Origin of the sequence: Mesorhizobium kowhaii (genome assembly GCF_042431665.1) — a bacterium.
In the GTDB taxonomy this organism is placed as follows: domain Bacteria; phylum Pseudomonadota; class Alphaproteobacteria; order Rhizobiales; family Rhizobiaceae; genus Mesorhizobium; species Mesorhizobium kowhaii.
Genome location: NZ_JBHLYT010000082.1, coordinates 1 through 13,881 on the forward strand (window position 1 = coordinate 1; position 13,881 = coordinate 13,881).

General features: G+C 60.6%; 15 protein-coding genes and 3 pseudogenes. 11 read left to right on the plus strand and 7 right to left on the minus strand.

What is annotated here, in order from left to right; genetic code table 11:
* Positions 1–193 precede the first annotated feature (193 nt).
* The 3 genes from ACFFNA_RS34385 (at position 194) to ACFFNA_RS34395 (ending at position 1,287) form a co-directional block, all read left to right on the plus strand.
* Complete coding sequence (locus ACFFNA_RS34385; RefSeq protein ID WP_378924346.1) at positions 194–427, plus strand: hypothetical protein; 234 nt, start codon at positions 194–196, stop codon at positions 425–427.
* A gap of 105 nt (positions 428–532) precedes the next feature.
* Complete coding sequence (locus ACFFNA_RS34390) at positions 533–778, plus strand: transposase (protein WP_378924358.1); 246 nt, start codon at positions 533–535, stop codon at positions 776–778.
* Positions 779–984: 206 nt separating this feature from the next.
* Positions 985–1,287, plus strand: a complete 303-nt coding sequence (locus ACFFNA_RS34395; protein ID WP_378924347.1) for an oligopeptide/dipeptide ABC transporter ATP-binding protein — start codon at positions 985–987, stop codon at positions 1,285–1,287.
* A gap of 162 nt (positions 1,288–1,449) precedes the next feature.
* Here ACFFNA_RS34395 and ACFFNA_RS34400 read toward each other — a convergent pair whose 3' ends face one another.
* From ACFFNA_RS34400 to ACFFNA_RS34425, 6 genes are all read right to left on the minus strand, one after another.
* Complete coding sequence (locus tag ACFFNA_RS34400; RefSeq protein ID WP_378924348.1) at positions 1,450–2,424, minus strand: ABC transporter ATP-binding protein; 975 nt, start codon at positions 2,422–2,424, stop codon at positions 1,450–1,452.
* A complete protein-coding gene (locus ACFFNA_RS34405; protein ID WP_378924349.1) occupies positions 2,421–3,443 on the minus strand; it encodes an ABC transporter ATP-binding protein in 1,023 nt (340 codons plus the stop codon). The genes ACFFNA_RS34400 and ACFFNA_RS34405 overlap by 4 nt, the downstream gene beginning before the upstream one ends.
* A gap of 1 nt (position 3,444) precedes the next feature.
* Complete coding sequence (locus ACFFNA_RS34410; RefSeq protein WP_378924350.1) at positions 3,445–4,326, minus strand: ABC transporter permease; 882 nt, start codon at positions 4,324–4,326, stop codon at positions 3,445–3,447.
* Position 4,327: 1 nt separating this feature from the next.
* Positions 4,328–5,269: an ABC transporter permease gene (locus ACFFNA_RS34415; RefSeq protein ID WP_378924351.1), complete on the minus strand. Its 942-nt coding sequence runs from the start codon at positions 5,267–5,269 to the stop codon at positions 4,328–4,330.
* Positions 5,269–6,876, minus strand: a complete 1,608-nt coding sequence (locus tag ACFFNA_RS34420; RefSeq protein ID WP_378924352.1) for an ABC transporter substrate-binding protein — start codon at positions 6,874–6,876, stop codon at positions 5,269–5,271. Before ACFFNA_RS34420 ends, ACFFNA_RS34415 begins: the two co-directional genes overlap by 1 nt.
* Before the next feature lie 92 nt (positions 6,877–6,968).
* Positions 6,969–8,051: a serine hydrolase domain-containing protein gene (locus ACFFNA_RS34425; RefSeq protein WP_378924353.1), complete on the minus strand. Its 1,083-nt coding sequence runs from the start codon at positions 8,049–8,051 to the stop codon at positions 6,969–6,971.
* A 116-nt stretch (positions 8,052–8,167) separates the two neighbouring features.
* Between ACFFNA_RS34425 and ACFFNA_RS34430 the strand changes: the two genes are divergently transcribed.
* Positions 8,168–8,440 carry a 3-oxoacyl-[acyl-carrier-protein] synthase III C-terminal domain-containing protein gene (locus ACFFNA_RS34430; RefSeq protein ID WP_378924359.1) on the plus strand — a complete coding sequence of 91 codons (273 nt, stop codon included), beginning with the start codon at positions 8,168–8,170 and terminating at the stop codon, positions 8,438–8,440.
* A 390-nt stretch (positions 8,441–8,830) separates the two neighbouring features.
* Here ACFFNA_RS34430 and ACFFNA_RS34435 read toward each other — a convergent pair whose 3' ends face one another.
* Positions 8,831–9,109, minus strand: coding sequence for a hypothetical protein (locus ACFFNA_RS34435; protein WP_378924354.1), 279 nt, complete (start codon positions 9,107–9,109; stop codon positions 8,831–8,833).
* Between the two features lie 167 nt (positions 9,110–9,276).
* Here ACFFNA_RS34435 and ACFFNA_RS34440 point away from each other — a divergent pair.
* The 7 genes and pseudogenes from ACFFNA_RS34440 to ACFFNA_RS34470 form a co-directional block, all read left to right on the plus strand.
* Positions 9,277–9,525 (plus strand): annotated as a pseudogene (locus tag ACFFNA_RS34440) (transposase); the annotation flags it as partial.
* 236 nt (positions 9,526–9,761) lie between these two features.
* Positions 9,762–10,199: pseudogene (locus ACFFNA_RS34445) on the plus strand (IS110 family transposase); the annotation flags it as partial.
* Positions 10,200–10,290: 91 nt separating this feature from the next.
* The gene (locus tag ACFFNA_RS34450; RefSeq protein ID WP_378924355.1) at positions 10,291–10,797 is read left to right on the plus strand and encodes a helix-turn-helix domain-containing protein; all 507 of its coding nucleotides are present in this window, start codon (positions 10,291–10,293) and stop codon (positions 10,795–10,797) included.
* A 16-nt stretch (positions 10,798–10,813) separates the two neighbouring features.
* Positions 10,814–11,485, plus strand: a complete 672-nt coding sequence (locus ACFFNA_RS34455) for a transposase (protein WP_378924356.1) — start codon at positions 10,814–10,816, stop codon at positions 11,483–11,485.
* 18 nt (positions 11,486–11,503) lie between these two features.
* Positions 11,504–12,446, plus strand: a pseudogene (locus tag ACFFNA_RS34460) (transposase); the annotation flags it as partial.
* Positions 12,419–13,516, plus strand: coding sequence for an IS3 family transposase (locus ACFFNA_RS34465; RefSeq protein ID WP_378924360.1), 1,098 nt, complete (start codon positions 12,419–12,421; stop codon positions 13,514–13,516). The pseudogene ACFFNA_RS34460 and the gene ACFFNA_RS34465, both read left to right, overlap by 28 nt.
* A 97-nt stretch (positions 13,517–13,613) precedes the next feature.
* Positions 13,614–13,772, plus strand: coding sequence for a hypothetical protein (locus ACFFNA_RS34470; protein WP_378924357.1), 159 nt, complete (start codon positions 13,614–13,616; stop codon positions 13,770–13,772).
* Positions 13,773–13,881: the final 109 nt, after the last annotated feature.

The following is a 13,881-nucleotide window of genomic DNA, read 5'->3' on the forward strand; positions in this document are numbered from 1 at the left end:
AAGCCCGCCGATCAGCAGGCCGCCTGACCTTCACGCAACGCCATCATAGAGCCCGCCACGCGCACGCGCATGTGCCAATCATGCGGCCTTCGTCGTATGCGTACACAGACCGCAGGATTATGCGCCCCGATTCGCCACCAAGCCCAGCGGCGGCATCGACCCCCGGCCGTGGTGCCAGGGGTTCTACGCGGCCATGAATCTCAACATCAAACGCTGGAAACGGCTACTCGACCTCGACAACCCCAACCACGGCCTGCTGCTGCCGATCCTGATCTACTGCGTCGACAAAAAGGGCAGGCCCGTCCTCGGCAAGCCCAGGCCGGGGCCCGAGACCGCGCACTTCATCGAGCACGAGGCCTACAAAGACATCGCCCTCGTCATCCCCGCCCCACGCGAACTCCACTACGTCACCCACTACGATCAGTGATCGGCCCCGGCGCGGCGGCCAACGAGCGACCTACCATAGACGCACACCAGACGATCTCGGGAAAGGTGCCTGGGCGCACCGCTTACAATCCAACGACTCCCATAAATCTCATCCCGCTCTAAAGGCCGCCCGCTTGGCTTCGTGCTGACGCCTGGGCAGACGCACGATACGCAAGGATTTGCACCTCTGTTCCGGATGATCACCGACCGGATCGAAGCTTTCCTCGCCGACAAAGGATATGATGCGGACGCCATCCGCGAAGAGATCGCCAGAGCCGATGTCGAGGCGGTCATTCCGGCCAAAAGCAACCGGCGCGAACCCACCCCGCATGATCGGCGCAAATACAAATGACGCAATCAGATCGAGCGGCTGTTCAACAAACTCAAGAACTGGCGACGCGTCGCAACTCGATATGACAAGACCAGGGAGTCGTATCTCGGCTTTGTAACACTCGCGTCAATCAAGCTCTGGATACCCTTTGTCCACGAGACCTACACTATTTGTTCGTGGCTCATGACCTCAGTGTAGTCCGGCATATCTCCGATCGGGTCGCTGTCATGTACCTAGGTAAGATCGTAGAGATCGCTTCGAAGTCATCAATATTCTCAAATCCTCAGCATCCTTACACTCAGGCTCTCATTTCCTCCTTGCCAATGCCCCGCCCGCGCCAAACGCGAAGGGTGATCGCTGTGAAGGGGGACGTGTCGAGCCCAATAGATCCTCCGTCCGGGTGCCGTTTCCATACGCGATGTCCTTTGGTAGTGGATCGTTGTCGCGTTCAGGAACCGCCATCGAGGGAGGTCGGGACGCATTCGGTCGCGTTCCATCAGGGTGAGTACGCTCGGCAGGAAACTGACTGACTCCAAGATGAATCCAGCGATGGCAACTTTCATGGACTCCTATTTCTTCTCTATAGATGCCGTGATGTCCCGCGGATCGAGCATATTGCGCAGCGCATCGCCAAGCATGTTATAGGCAAGTACGCTCAGTCAGAACTTCGCAACCGATTGCGCCTACATGCCTCATGCAGGGGCGCGTACATGGCAGGCCACGACGCGGCCGTCTGTCATCGGCACCAAGGGCGGAGCTTCGATTCGACAACGCTCGACCGCGAGTGGGCAACGGGGATGAAACGCACATCCGCTCGGCGGGTTGATCGGGCTCGGCACCTCGCCCTCGACGGGCGCCTCTAGGCGGGCCCGCGTAGGATCGGGCACCGGGGCGGCGGCGATCAGCGCTTCGGTGTAAGGATGGATCGGCTTGGCGAACAGCGCTTCGCAAGTCGCGAGCTCGACGATGCGGCCCAGATACATGACAGCGACGCGATGGCCGATATGCTCTACGACGCCGAGGTCGTGCGAGATGAAGACGAAGGCGATGCCCGTTTGCTCCTGGAGATCCATGAGCAGGTTCAGGATCTGCGCCTGTACCGAGACATCGAGAGCCGAGACCGCCTCGTCTGCGATGATGATCGCGGGATTGAGCGAGAGCGCCCGCGCGATTCCAAGCCTCTGGCGCTGACCGCCCGACAGTTCGGAGGGAAGCCTGTGCATCATCTCTGGCGCCATCCCGACCTTCCGCAGAAGCTCGGCGGCCAGGGCTTCGCGCTTCTTTCGGGTCAGGCGCTCGAAATTCTCGACCGGTTCGGTGATAATCTGCCCGGCGGTGAGCCGCGGGTTCAGCGAGGAATAGGGGTCCTGGAACACCATCTGCATGCGACGACGTCCATCCCGAAGTGCGTGCTTGTTCAGGCTCGCGATATCGGTGCCCTCGAGCAACACGCGGCCCTGCGTCGGCTCCGTGAGCCGCATCAGAAGCCGTGCGACGGTCGACTTGCCGCAGCCGGATTCACCGACGATGCAGAGCGTCTCGCCGGCGTCGACGGAGAAGGAGACATCCTGAACCGCCCGCACGACGGGGACGTCCTTGCGGAAGATCCCCGCACCCAGCGGATAGTGCTTGACCAGGTTCTCGACCTTCAACAGGGGACCCCTCATGCGCGCGTGACCTCCTCTGAGTGCCAGCAGGCGGCGGCGTGATCTTGCCCGACATATTCCAGGACCGGCGTCTTCTCGCGGCAGATGTCGGTGACGAAAGGACAGCGCGCGGCAAAGCTGCAGCCGACCAGGGGTTCGCGCAGGCTCGGCACGATGCCGGGAATCTCCGGCAGACGGCGCTCCTTGCCGCGCCGCCGGTCCGGCACCGAGCGCATGAGTGCCTTGGTGTAGGGATGCGAGGGCTGCGCGAAGAGATCGGTGACACTCGCTTGTTCGACGATCCGGCCGGCATACATCACGATCACCCGATCGCAAGTTTCGGCGACAACGCCGAGGTCGTGGGTGATGAACATCACTGCTGTTCCGGTACGCTCCTTCAGATCAACAATCAGCCGCAGGATCTGCGCCTGGATGGTGACATCGAGCGCGGTGGTCGGCTCGTCGGCGATGAGGAGTTCCGGTGAGCAGGCGAGCGCCATGGCGATCATGGCGCGCTGGCGCATGCCCCCGGACATCTCGTGCGGATAGTTATTGACGCGGCGCTCGGGATCCGCGATGCGGACGAGGCGCAGCATCTCCACGGCCTTGGTTAGCGCCTCGGATCGGGAGGCGCCCGTGTGGATCTGCACCGCCTCCGCGATCTGGCGACCGACCGTGTACACCGGGTTGAGGCTCGTCATCGGATCCTGGAAGATCATCGCAATCTTGTCCCCGCGGATCTTGCGCATCTCGCGTTCGGAGAGATCGAGGAGATTGCGGTCGTGGAAGCGGACCTCGCCACCGACGGTCCTCGCGGTCAGCTTCGGCAGCAGGCGCAGAATAGACAGCGCCGTTACGCTCTTGCCGCACCCGGATTCGCCGACGACGCCCAGCGTCTCGCCCTTCCGGACCCGGAAGCTGACCCCGCCCAAGGCGCGGGTGACGCTCTCTTCGCCGAAGAAATGGGTCTCGAGATCCCGGACATCCAGAAGTACGTCAGTGTCGATGGTAATATCCTTCTTGAAATTCTCCATCAGCATCTCAACGCCTCCGTTTCGCGCGGGGGTCGAACAGATCGCGCAGGCCGTCGCCGAGGAAATTGACCGCCAGGACCGTGACCGCGAGGAAAATGCCGGGGGCGAAGATCGTCAGCGGTGCGGTGGCGAGATAGAGCCGCGAGCTTGCGATCATGTTGCCCCAGCTCGGGATCTCAGGTGGCACGCCGACGCCGAGGAAGCTCAATCCGGCTTCGGTCATGATCGCATCTGCAAAGACCATGGCACCCTGGACCATCAAGGGCGGAATGGTGCTCGGGAGCACATGCCGCCAGAGGATCTTCGGCAGCGGCGCGCCGCCGCAGATTGCGGCCTCCACGTAAGGACGATCGCGCACGCTTAGCACCACCGAGCGCACCAGCCGGGTCACGCTCGGCATCTGCGGAAGGGCAACAGCGACAATGAGGATGCCGATCCCGGGCCCGGTCAGCGAGATAAGCGCGATGGCCAGGAGGATCGTGGGGATCGACATCAGGGCGTCCATGACCCGCATGATGACATTGTCGACGCTGCGCACGTAGCCGGCAACGACACCGATTAGGAGCCCGACCGAGGAGGCCAGCAGTGCCGAGGTCAGCCCCACCATGAGCGAGACCCGCGCGCCAAAGATGGTGCGGGCAAAGACATCGCGGCCGAGATTGTCGGTGCCGAACCAATGTTCGGCCGAGGGCGGCTGCAGGCGTACGAAGGGGTCCAGGTTTTGCGGATCGCCCGCATACAGGGGCGCCAGGAGCGCCAGCAAGATCAGGAGCATCAGAAGGCCGCCGCCGATCAGCACCAGCGGATGCCGCCGGGCGGCACGGGCGAGGCCCGAACGGCGCAGCCGGCCCGCCGGTGCGACGGGGACTGTAGGGGAGATAAGTGTCATGTCAGTACCGGATGCGGGGGTCGATCAGCGTATAGGCGAGATCGACCGCGAGATTGATGAGAACGTATAGCCCCGAGGTCAAAATCAGCACGCTCTGGATGATCGGGTAGTCGCGGTTGTTGATCGCATCGACCACCAGGCGCCCGATGCCGGGGATGTTGAAGACGGTCTCGGTGAGCACCACCCCGCCGATCAGGTAAGCGAAGCTGAGGCCGATAACGGTCAGGATCGGTACCCCGGCATTCTTCAGGGCATGGTGAAAGAGCATCGCATAGGACGAGGCGCCCTTGGCGACCGCAGTGCGCATGTAGTCTTCCGTCAGCACCTCGAGCATGCTCGCCCGCCCGATCCTGGCGATGAAGGCGATATAGGGCACGCTCAGCGTGACCGTCGGCAGTATCAGATGTGTGAACCAGCCACCGAGACCCTGGCCGATTGGCACATATCCCTGAACCGGCAGCCAACCGGCGCTGATCGCCAGCAGGTAGACGAGGAAATAGCCGATAACGAAGACAGGGACCGAATAGCCGAAGGCTGAGAAAACCTGGAGCAGCCGGTCAACGAGCCCGCCAGAGCGCCAGGCCGCAAGGATGCCGAAGGACGCGCCGACCGTCACTGAAAGTGACAAGGTTAGCAGCGACAGGGAAATCGTCGGCTCGAGCCGCTGCGCGAGGAGCTCGAGAACCGGACGGCCTGAAAAGATCGAGGTGCCGAAATCGCCGTTCAGCAGGCCCCAGAGCCAGTGGGCGAACTGAACTGGCAACGGCTGATTCAGACCCAACTGCTCGCGGATGCCAGCGATGATCTCGTCGGTCGCTTCCCTCCCGGCCATGACCGCGGCCGGATCGCCCGGTGCCAGCCGGATCAGCAGGAAGACGAAGATCCCGACCATCGCCATGACGGCGATGGCCGAAATCATCCGGCGGAGGACGTAAGAAGCCATCAACCAGGGGCCTTCTCTATGTTCCACATCGGAACCGACCCATCATTGCTAATGACGCCGGTAAGCGTCTTTCGGCGCGCGGAGGGCGAGACAGCTTGCCCCAGGAAAACCGCACCGACAAAATCAAACCAGAGATGTTGCATCCGGCGGGCCAGAGCCTTGCGCTCATTCATCGTTTCGACTACGGCCCAGTTGGCGCGTAGCGCCTCATATTCATCGTTCTTTGGCCAGCCATACCAAGCGTTTTCGCCATTCGCCTGAAGGAGAGCGCATCCGAGCGGATCGGAGAGGGCGCCGTTGGGCCAACTCGATATGTGAATGTTCCAGCCGCCTTCCTCAACTGGACCTTTGTTCGCTCGTCGCGCCATAATGCCGGCCCAGTCGCTCGGCGCCAACTCTGCATTGGCGCCGATTTTCTTCAACTCAGACGCCAGCAGTTGCGCGGAAACGTCGCCCTGTGCCCAGTCAGTAGAGTCGAGAATGACGACCTTTTCGCCGGCGTATCCGGCCTCCTTGAAGAGCTGCTTAGCCTTTTCTGGGTCGCCGTTCTTCTTATACCATCCCGTGTTTTCGTCATTTGAGTAAGGCGAACCATTGCCGAACATCGACGAAATGGGATGGGCGTACCTTGGATCGGGGGCCGCGACCCGCAAGAACTTCTCCTGATCAACCAGGTGCAAAAGCGCTTGACGCGCCTTGACGTTGTCGAACGGGGGTTGGAGGAAGTTTGTCCGCGCAAACATGCATTGCCCCCCTGTGACCACAAGCTCGAGTTGAAGGTTGGGATCTCCCTCGACTGTTGAATAAAAGTCGGGCGGGCAGGTAAGCAGAAAATCAATCTCACCCGCCTGCAACGCGGCTAAGGCCGTCTGTTGATCGGAGATGTTCTCCCAGATGGCTCGATCGACCTTAACGATCTTCCCCCCGGCGAAGCCGTCGGGCCGCTCCTCGCGGGGGACGTATAGTTCATTGCGGTCGTACGTGAAGCTCGCGCCGGGCTTGGCGAGAGCGTGATTGAACTTGAACGGCCCAGAGCCGATATTGGCAGTTACCTGTTCAGTTGGAGGAAGGTTCGCGTCTTTCTCGCGCATGATGGCAAGATGCTGTCTTGGCAAAGCCAGCATGTCGATGAGAAGCCCTAATGGTTCGGCCAGCTCGATCGTGAAAGTTCTATCATCCTTCTTCGAGACGTCTTTAGTCCTTTCCATGAGCAGTTTTCCTGCCGAGGACGCTGCGCCCCAACGTCGAATTGAAGCCACACAGTCTGCTGCGGTGACAGGGGTGCCGTCGTGGAAGCCCAAACCATTCCTAAGCTCAAATGTATATGTCTTCTTGTCCTCCGATACACCCCAGTTTCCGATCATTTGCGGGCGCGCCACCCCCTGGGAGTCGACCCCAAAGAGCATATCATAAATTGCCAGGGCATGGTTTCCAGTGTTGGCGCTTGTCGTATTGTGAGGGTCGAAGACTGAGGGGACTTGGTCCAGCACCACGCGGATCACGCGCGTGTCTGCTGAAGCCGCCTGAGCGCGCAGGATTGACGGAGCCGACAATGCGGCTCCGGCGGATACAGTCAGCTTAATGAGATCGCGTCGAGAAATTTCCATGACTTTCCTCCCTGTTTGAGTAATTTCGTTGCGAACTTTGTCGTCGGAACCGCACCGCAAGGGCCAAGCCTTTCGAGCGCGCATTAGCTCGCCTATTTCACGATTGCGTTGTCCACCAGCTTCTTGAACTCTGGGCGCGTTGTGTTCCCCGGCCGTTGGGACTGCGTCAAGTATAGGCCAATCAGGTCATGTGCCTTATCAACCCAAGACAAAGTGCCTTGATCGCCCCCGTGCCCAAAGACGTTATCGCCGTAAACCTTCCAATGGAGGCCGTACTCTTTGGAAACAAGGTCCGGGCTCGTCGCAAGTCGGATGGTCTCCTCCGACAGCAACAGCCGATCGCCAAAGCGTCCACCGTGCAGTATACAGGACAAGAACTTCGCATAATCCATCGCCGACGCGAAAAGGCCGCCGGAGGCACGGAAAAACGGGACTTCATCCGGTTGCGTGTTATCCCAAGACTTTGTCCAGCGGCCGCTCTCGCCATTCTCCCTGCAGTAGCTGGCGGCCACGCGCCCTGCACGCGGATCGCCCGGCTGCAGCTTGAAGTCTAAGAACGAGTCGCCCATCTGGAGTGGCTCCAAAATGCGCGTCCTGATGAATTCTTCGGCAGGTATTCCCGAGACCTCGGCGGCTATGGCCCCAAGAGTGCTCGAGCCAGGATCACTATATTCGTACCGCGTGCCTGGTGGATGTTCGGGTCCTTTCCGACCGACGTCGTCAACAGCCTCCCGCAGTGAGGAGTACCTCGTGGTCTCGATATCCTCAACAATCGAGCCGGTGATTCCGGAGGTGTGAGTGAGAAGCTGATAGATCGTAATATCGCGCGAACGCTCATTATCAAATGCCGGGAGATTTTCGGACACCCTGTCCTCTAGCGTCAGCCGCCCCTCTTCCTTCAACATCAGGATGGCCGTGCCAAGGAGCGGCTTCGTCATTGAGCGCATCATGAAGATCGTGTCGTTTTTCATCGGAAGCAGGCGTTCTCCGTCGCTCCAGCCGACCGCCTCATGCAACACGATTTTATTCCGGCGGATGACCAGCATCACCGCACCTACGATGCGGCCCTCGTCCACCCAGACCCGAGCAGTCTCGATGGCGTGCCTAAGGAATGGCGGCGACATGCCCACGCTTTCGGGCGACGCGGGCGAGAAAGGTTCATAGCAGTTGTACATCCGAAGCCATCATCCTCCACTATCGCTCGAATGCATCAACTGTTTCACAATTTCTGAAATGAGTCAATTGTGACACTCTGTCGATCAAGGCAGCGAACTTGGGTAAATGCGCTTTGGTGGTCGAGATGATGAGCCGCTGTTCGACCGAAGCGCTGGAGGCGGCTGGCCTGGCCAGTTCAGACGTCGCCCGCTTCGTGCCGCACCAGGCCAATGCCCGCATCTTGAATGCTCTCGGCAAGTCGCTCGGCATCGAGGACGAACGCATCGTCAAGACCATCGCCGATTATGGCAACTTGTCGGCGGCAAGCGTTCCCCTGTTGCTGTCGATGAGACCGGTAATTTCTCTGGGGTTACGCGGCGCGCAGAAGGGGTGGTTTGGGCTTGAATAGTGGGGGGCACGTTTGGCTCTGGCTGTCGGAAGGGTGCCCGCAGCCGATCGCGAAGTTCGCCATTGATCTCCGCCGTCCGGACCTGCATGAGCATGTGGGCACCGTGGGAGGACCAGCGCATCTGCTGCTTTTTGACCACCCGCTTGGCGACGAGTGAATTCACCGCCGACTCGGCCAGAGCGGAGGCAACGCGAAGCCCAGCCCGATAGCGCTTTCCATAGTTGACGATCGCGCCGCGATTTGAATGGACATAGGTCAGGAGCTGCGAGGCGAGGCTAAAAAGCCGTGCAATCGAGAACTCGCCGTCCCTTTGCGAGTCTTTCAGTCTCGCCAGGAGTTGCTCCAGGTCGCGGATCGCGCCATCGACCCGCCCGTGCCAGAGACGCCACTTCACGGCTTTGATGTCCTTGTCGATGGTTGGAAGCACTTCAAAAGGGTCGGACTGGGAACGATGTGATCGGCGATCTGCTGCATGGGCTGGATCTTCATGGCAATGTGGAACCAGTCGATGATGTGGGCTGTCGGCTTCGGCATGGCGCGGGGCAGCCGCTTCAGGATTTCGTCGCCGTCCGAGATCACGGTGACGTTGCCAAAGCCGAAATATCCTTCTTGCTGACGTGCGTGGAGGGCTCGATCCCGGATTGCAGCCAGGTCGGTGTTGCTGGTCACGAGGTAGCGGCCACCGACATCACCCCGACCGCCGCGGCCGCATCGAGCTACAACGAGCTCGAAGTTTTGGACTGCCCCTGGTGCGATAGACAGCCCCCGCCTATCCTTGGACTGCCCCTGGCACGATAGACAGGCCCGGCCTATCCTTTGAGCATAGGAGGCAGCTTGTGAGTACGCAGAGGTTTACCCCGGAATTTAAAGAAGAAGCGGTCAAGCAGGTCATTGACCGGGGCTATGGCGTGCCGGATGTGGCGGCGCGTTTGGGCGTGTCGGCACACAGCCTGTATAAGTGGGTCAAGGCCGTGTCGCCCGACAAATCGGAGCAGCAATCGAAAGATCTGCTTGAAGCCAAGAGTGAAATCCTGCGCCTGCGGTCGCAACTGCGTCGCGTGGAGGAGGAGCGGGATCTTTTAAAAAACTGTCACGGGCCATGGCCCGCCTGTGCGCGGTAGAAACAGCCCATGCTATTCTCGGACCTCGGAGGGTAGCGGCCGTCAGCTTATTGGAGGTACAGTCCCCGTTAAAAAACGTGGTCCATGGGTGCATGCGAACTTGAGAGTGGTGACGCCGTTCCTGCGGTGATCCCGATTAGGAAGATGAAGATTTAGCATAGCCCAGACCCTCCTGCCGACAATCGTATGGAGGATTTGCTATGCCCAAAAGGAAGACCGGTGACCGCCCGGAATTGAAGCCGGTCAATGTTGGTGCCGCTGGCATCGACATCGGATCAAAAATGCACATGGCAGCGGTCGACCCGGGCTGCACTGATACGCCAGTGCGAGCGTTTGGCACATTCACGCAAGACCTGCATGATCTGGCGGACTGGTTCAAAGCGTGCGGCGTGACCAGTGTGGCGATGGAATCCACCGGGGTCTATTGGATCCCGGCCTATGAGATTCTTGAGCAGCACGGGTTCGAGGTCATTCTGGTCAATGCGCGTTACGCCAAGAATGTGCCTGGGCGCAAAACAGATGTCAGCGATGCCGCGTGGCTCCGCCAGCTTCATTCCTACGGATTGTTACGCGGGAGTTTCCGTCCTGATGCCGAGATCGCAACTCTGCGCGCCTATCTGCGTCAGCGGGAGCGGCTAGTACACCTCGGCTGAAGTTACGACTCGTTGGGTTCCGGCGGCGCGCATTTGGTGATTCACTTTGGGTGATTCGCAACCTGAGGAGAATTCCATGTCGCGGCATTGTGCCCCGCTCCCGCTCAGCGCCGAGGCGCGCAGCGAACTGGAGCGCTTGATCCGCAGCCATTCGACACCCCAGCAACTGGCGCTTCGGGCGTGGATGATCGTGCTGGCGGCCGATGGCGCCGGCGTTGGCGAGACCGCACAGCGGCTGGGCGTGTGGCGCAAAGGGGTGAGCTTGTGGCGAGCACGTTGGCTGGCGCGCCACGCGGGCGAGGCGGTCGCGGCACGGCTGCAAGATGCGCCGCGCTCGGGGGCGCCGGCGACGATTACGGCGGAGCAGACCTGCGCCATTGTCGCATTGGCGTGCGAGCGGCCGGACGACGGCGCGGTTCCGATCAGCCACTGGAGCACGAGCGATCTGGCGCGCGAGGCGGTACGACGCGGCATCATCACATCCATCTCGCCTCGGTCGGTGGGGCGCTTTTTAAAAAGAATCCGACCTCAAGCCGCATCTGGTTCGCCCTTGGTTGACGGCCAAGCCCGATCCGGACTTTGAAACCAGATGCATCGATGTGTGCAGCGTCTATCGCAGCGCCATCGCAGCCCAAAAGACGACGAAAACGGTGTCGATCGACGAGATGACCGGCATCCAGGCGCTCGAACGGATCGCCCCTTCCTTGCCGATCAAGCCGGGCAAGGTCGAGCGATGCGAGTTCGAATATGTCCGCCACGGCACGCAAACGCTGATCGCCCACTTCGACGTCGTCACCGGCAAGGTCGGCGGTACGATCGCAAACACGCGCACCGAAGCCGACTTCGTGAGCTTCCTCGATGGCCTGTTGCGCACGGCAGCCCCGGCCATGCGCTGGCGCATCGTGTGCGACAATCTCGACACCCACAGGTCGGAGGGCGTCGTGCGGCTGGTGGCGCGCCAGTGCGGCATCGATGAAGCAACGCTCGGCCGCAAAGGGCACGACGGCGTCCTTGCAAGAAAGGCCAGCCGCGCGGCGTTCCTGCGCGATCAGAGCCATCGCATCACCTTCCACTTCACCCCCAGGCACGCCTCCTGGCTCAACCAGATCGAAATCTGGTTCTCCATCCTGGTGCGCAAGCTGCTGCGCCGCGCCAGCTTCACCTCCACCGCCGATCTTAAAGACCGCATCGAGCGCTTCATCGACTACTTCAACAAGACCATGGCAAAGCCATTCAAATGGACCTGGGCCGGCAAACCCTTGACCGCCTAACCAATGCGTCCAATCTTCCGCCGGCGTGTACTAGTGGAATACGCAGCCGCCCATATCCAGCACATGCAGAAGGCCCTGATGGAGATGAATATGCAACTTCACCACGTGTCTCCGACATCACCGGCGCGACCGGTATGCTGATCATCCGGGCGATTGTAGCGGGCGAGCGCAATCCCGATGTATTGGCGACCTACCGCGATGTGCGCTGCCATTCCTCTATCGAGACGATCCGCGCTGCACTGGTGGGCAACGACCGGGACGAACATGTCTTCGCCCTGACCCAGTCGCTGGAGCTCTACGACACCTACCAGGCCAAGATGCTCGACTGCGACCGGAAGCTGGAATCCTTGATAGCGGCGCTGAGTGACAAAGGGGCAAAGCCGATCGGCAAGCTGTTAAGGCCACGGGTGAAGACCAAGCAGGTCAACACACCGTCGTTCGATGTTAGGGCCGCGCTATATCGCGTCCTCGGTGTCGATTTGACCGAGATACATGGGTTGGGTCCGTCACTTGCGTTGAAGCTCATCGGCGAGTGCGGCACGGATCTGAGGGCATGGCCGAGCGCCAAGCACTTCACCTCCTGGCTGTGTCTCGCGCCGGGCAACAAAATCTCGGCGGCAAGGTGCTCTCTTCGCGCACGCGGAGATCGTCAAGCCGGGCAGCAGCGCTATTGCGGTTGGCGGCCACGACTATCGGGCGGAGCGATACGGCGCTCGGAGCATTCTATCGTCGGCTGTCGTCTCGTGCAGGCAAGGCGAAGGCCGTGACGGCGACCGCCCGCAAAATTGCGGTCCTGTTCTACAACACCCTCAGCCACGGCATGACCTACAGGGATCCGGGTGCCGACCACTATGAGGAACAATATCGCAGCCGTGTCCTCGCCAATCTGAAGCGGCGCGCAAAATCGCTGGGCTTCGTTTTGCAGGCCGTTCCCTGCGACGTCGAGGTTGCTGTTTCTTAGGAAGCCGCGCGGTACTTTGCCAGGGAACCCGAGTGAAGTACTGCTTCATGAACGAGCATCGTCACCAACATGCGGTCGCCTCGATGTGCCGGGTCTTACGTGTCGCCCGGGCGGGGTTTTATACATGGCTACATGGGCCTGTCAGCGATCACGCCAAGGAAGACGCCCGGCTACTCGATCTCATCCGCGATTCCTACAGTGCGAGCCACGGGGTTTACGGGGCACGTCGCATATTCGGCGATCTCCGGGAGGCTGGCGAGAGCTGTGGCCTGCATCGTGTCGAACGCCTCATGCGGGAGAACGCATCAAGCCCGTGCGCGGCTACAAGAAGCCGCGCGCCATCGCAGGACGCCCTTCCATCATTGCCCCCCAACCGTCTGCAGCGCGAATTTACAGTGGATGCAGCCAACAAGGTCTGGGTGACCGATATTACCTACGTCCGGACCTGGCAAGGCCGGCTGTATCTGGCGGTCGTGGTCGACCTCTATGCGCGCAAGGTGGTTGGCTGGTCGATGAAGGCCAGTCTCTCCAAAGAACTGGCTCTGGATGCGCTGCTCATGGCTGTGTGGCGCAGAAAGCCGGCCAGCCGTGTCGTCGTGCATTCGGACCAAGGCAGTCAATACGGCAGCGATGACTTCAAGCGTTTCTGCCAGGCCCACAACCTGGAACCGAGCATGAGCAGACGTGCCAATTGCTGGGGCAATGCCGTCGCAGAGTCATTCTTCAGCAGCTTGAAGAAGGAACGTATCCGAAAACGCATCTACAAAACGCGGGAAGGTCTGCTGCTGCGCACCGTCACGGTGAAGTACCGGCTACGCAGATTCCCGTCCGCGGTGCGCAGGGCCAACCCGACAAGACGGCTCGCGACATATTCGTCATCGATCGTTTTGTTGATGCGCTCTGCCTCATCGACCTCTACGATTTCCTGGAATATTCGAAGGCGGTTATCAGCGATCCAGCTGGCCCAGTCCCTGGAGGAGGCGTCATCGAGTTCACGACCCAGCGATGTTGCAGCGCTAAAAAGTATCTTCTCGCCGGGGGCTGACATTGATATGGCCTCCGCAAGGTGATCTCGGACGATCTTATTCCTCATAAAAGTGCGTGCGGGGCGTCTCGGGCGGAGGTTACGCCGCAGGGTTCCTTACGCAGCTTCTCGCCGGAGCAGATATGGACACCGACTTCGGACTGGAAGCGAACAAGCAGCCATTCGTGCGCGACGAAGGCGAGTCCCGCATTCTCAGAGAGGTGCGCAATGGGGCCAGTTCTCTGTCGGGTTCGTTTGGTGAACGCGCGGAGCTCGCAGCGATCCAAGCGCATTGTCTATGAATCTGCTAGTACCTCTGCACAGAGGTTATGACTCTTTGGAAGTCGGCTTGGGATAGGCTTTGGCCATCTTAAGGCGTGCGTTTTCGGTAGAGAACATCCAGTTGATGCG

Excerpts from the sequence above, each read along its gene's own strand:
- ACFFNA_RS34385 (WP_378924346.1), top strand. The coding sequence starts at position 194 with ATGAATCTCAACATCAAACGCTGGAAACGGCTACTCGACCTCGACAAC.
- ACFFNA_RS34410 (WP_378924350.1), bottom strand. The coding sequence starts at position 4,326 with ATGACACTTATCTCCCCTACAGTCCCCGTCGCACCGGCGGGCCGGCTG.
- ACFFNA_RS34400 (WP_378924348.1), bottom strand. The coding sequence starts at position 2,424 with ATGAGGGGTCCCCTGTTGAAGGTCGAGAACCTGGTCAAGCACTATCCG.
- ACFFNA_RS34470 (WP_378924357.1), top strand. The coding sequence starts at position 13,614 with ATGGACACCGACTTCGGACTGGAAGCGAACAAGCAGCCATTCGTGCGC.
- ACFFNA_RS34415 (WP_378924351.1), bottom strand. The coding sequence starts at position 5,269 with ATGGCTTCTTACGTCCTCCGCCGGATGATTTCGGCCATCGCCGTCATG.
- ACFFNA_RS34395 (WP_378924347.1), top strand. The coding sequence starts at position 985 with ATGTACCTAGGTAAGATCGTAGAGATCGCTTCGAAGTCATCAATATTC.
- ACFFNA_RS34405 (WP_378924349.1), bottom strand. The coding sequence starts at position 3,443 with ATGCTGATGGAGAATTTCAAGAAGGATATTACCATCGACACTGACGTA.
- ACFFNA_RS34450 (WP_378924355.1), top strand. The coding sequence starts at position 10,291 with ATGTCGCGGCATTGTGCCCCGCTCCCGCTCAGCGCCGAGGCGCGCAGC.
- ACFFNA_RS34425 (WP_378924353.1), bottom strand. The coding sequence starts at position 8,051 with ATGTACAACTGCTATGAACCTTTCTCGCCCGCGTCGCCCGAAAGCGTG.
- ACFFNA_RS34420 (WP_378924352.1), bottom strand. The coding sequence starts at position 6,876 with ATGGAAATTTCTCGACGCGATCTCATTAAGCTGACTGTATCCGCCGGA.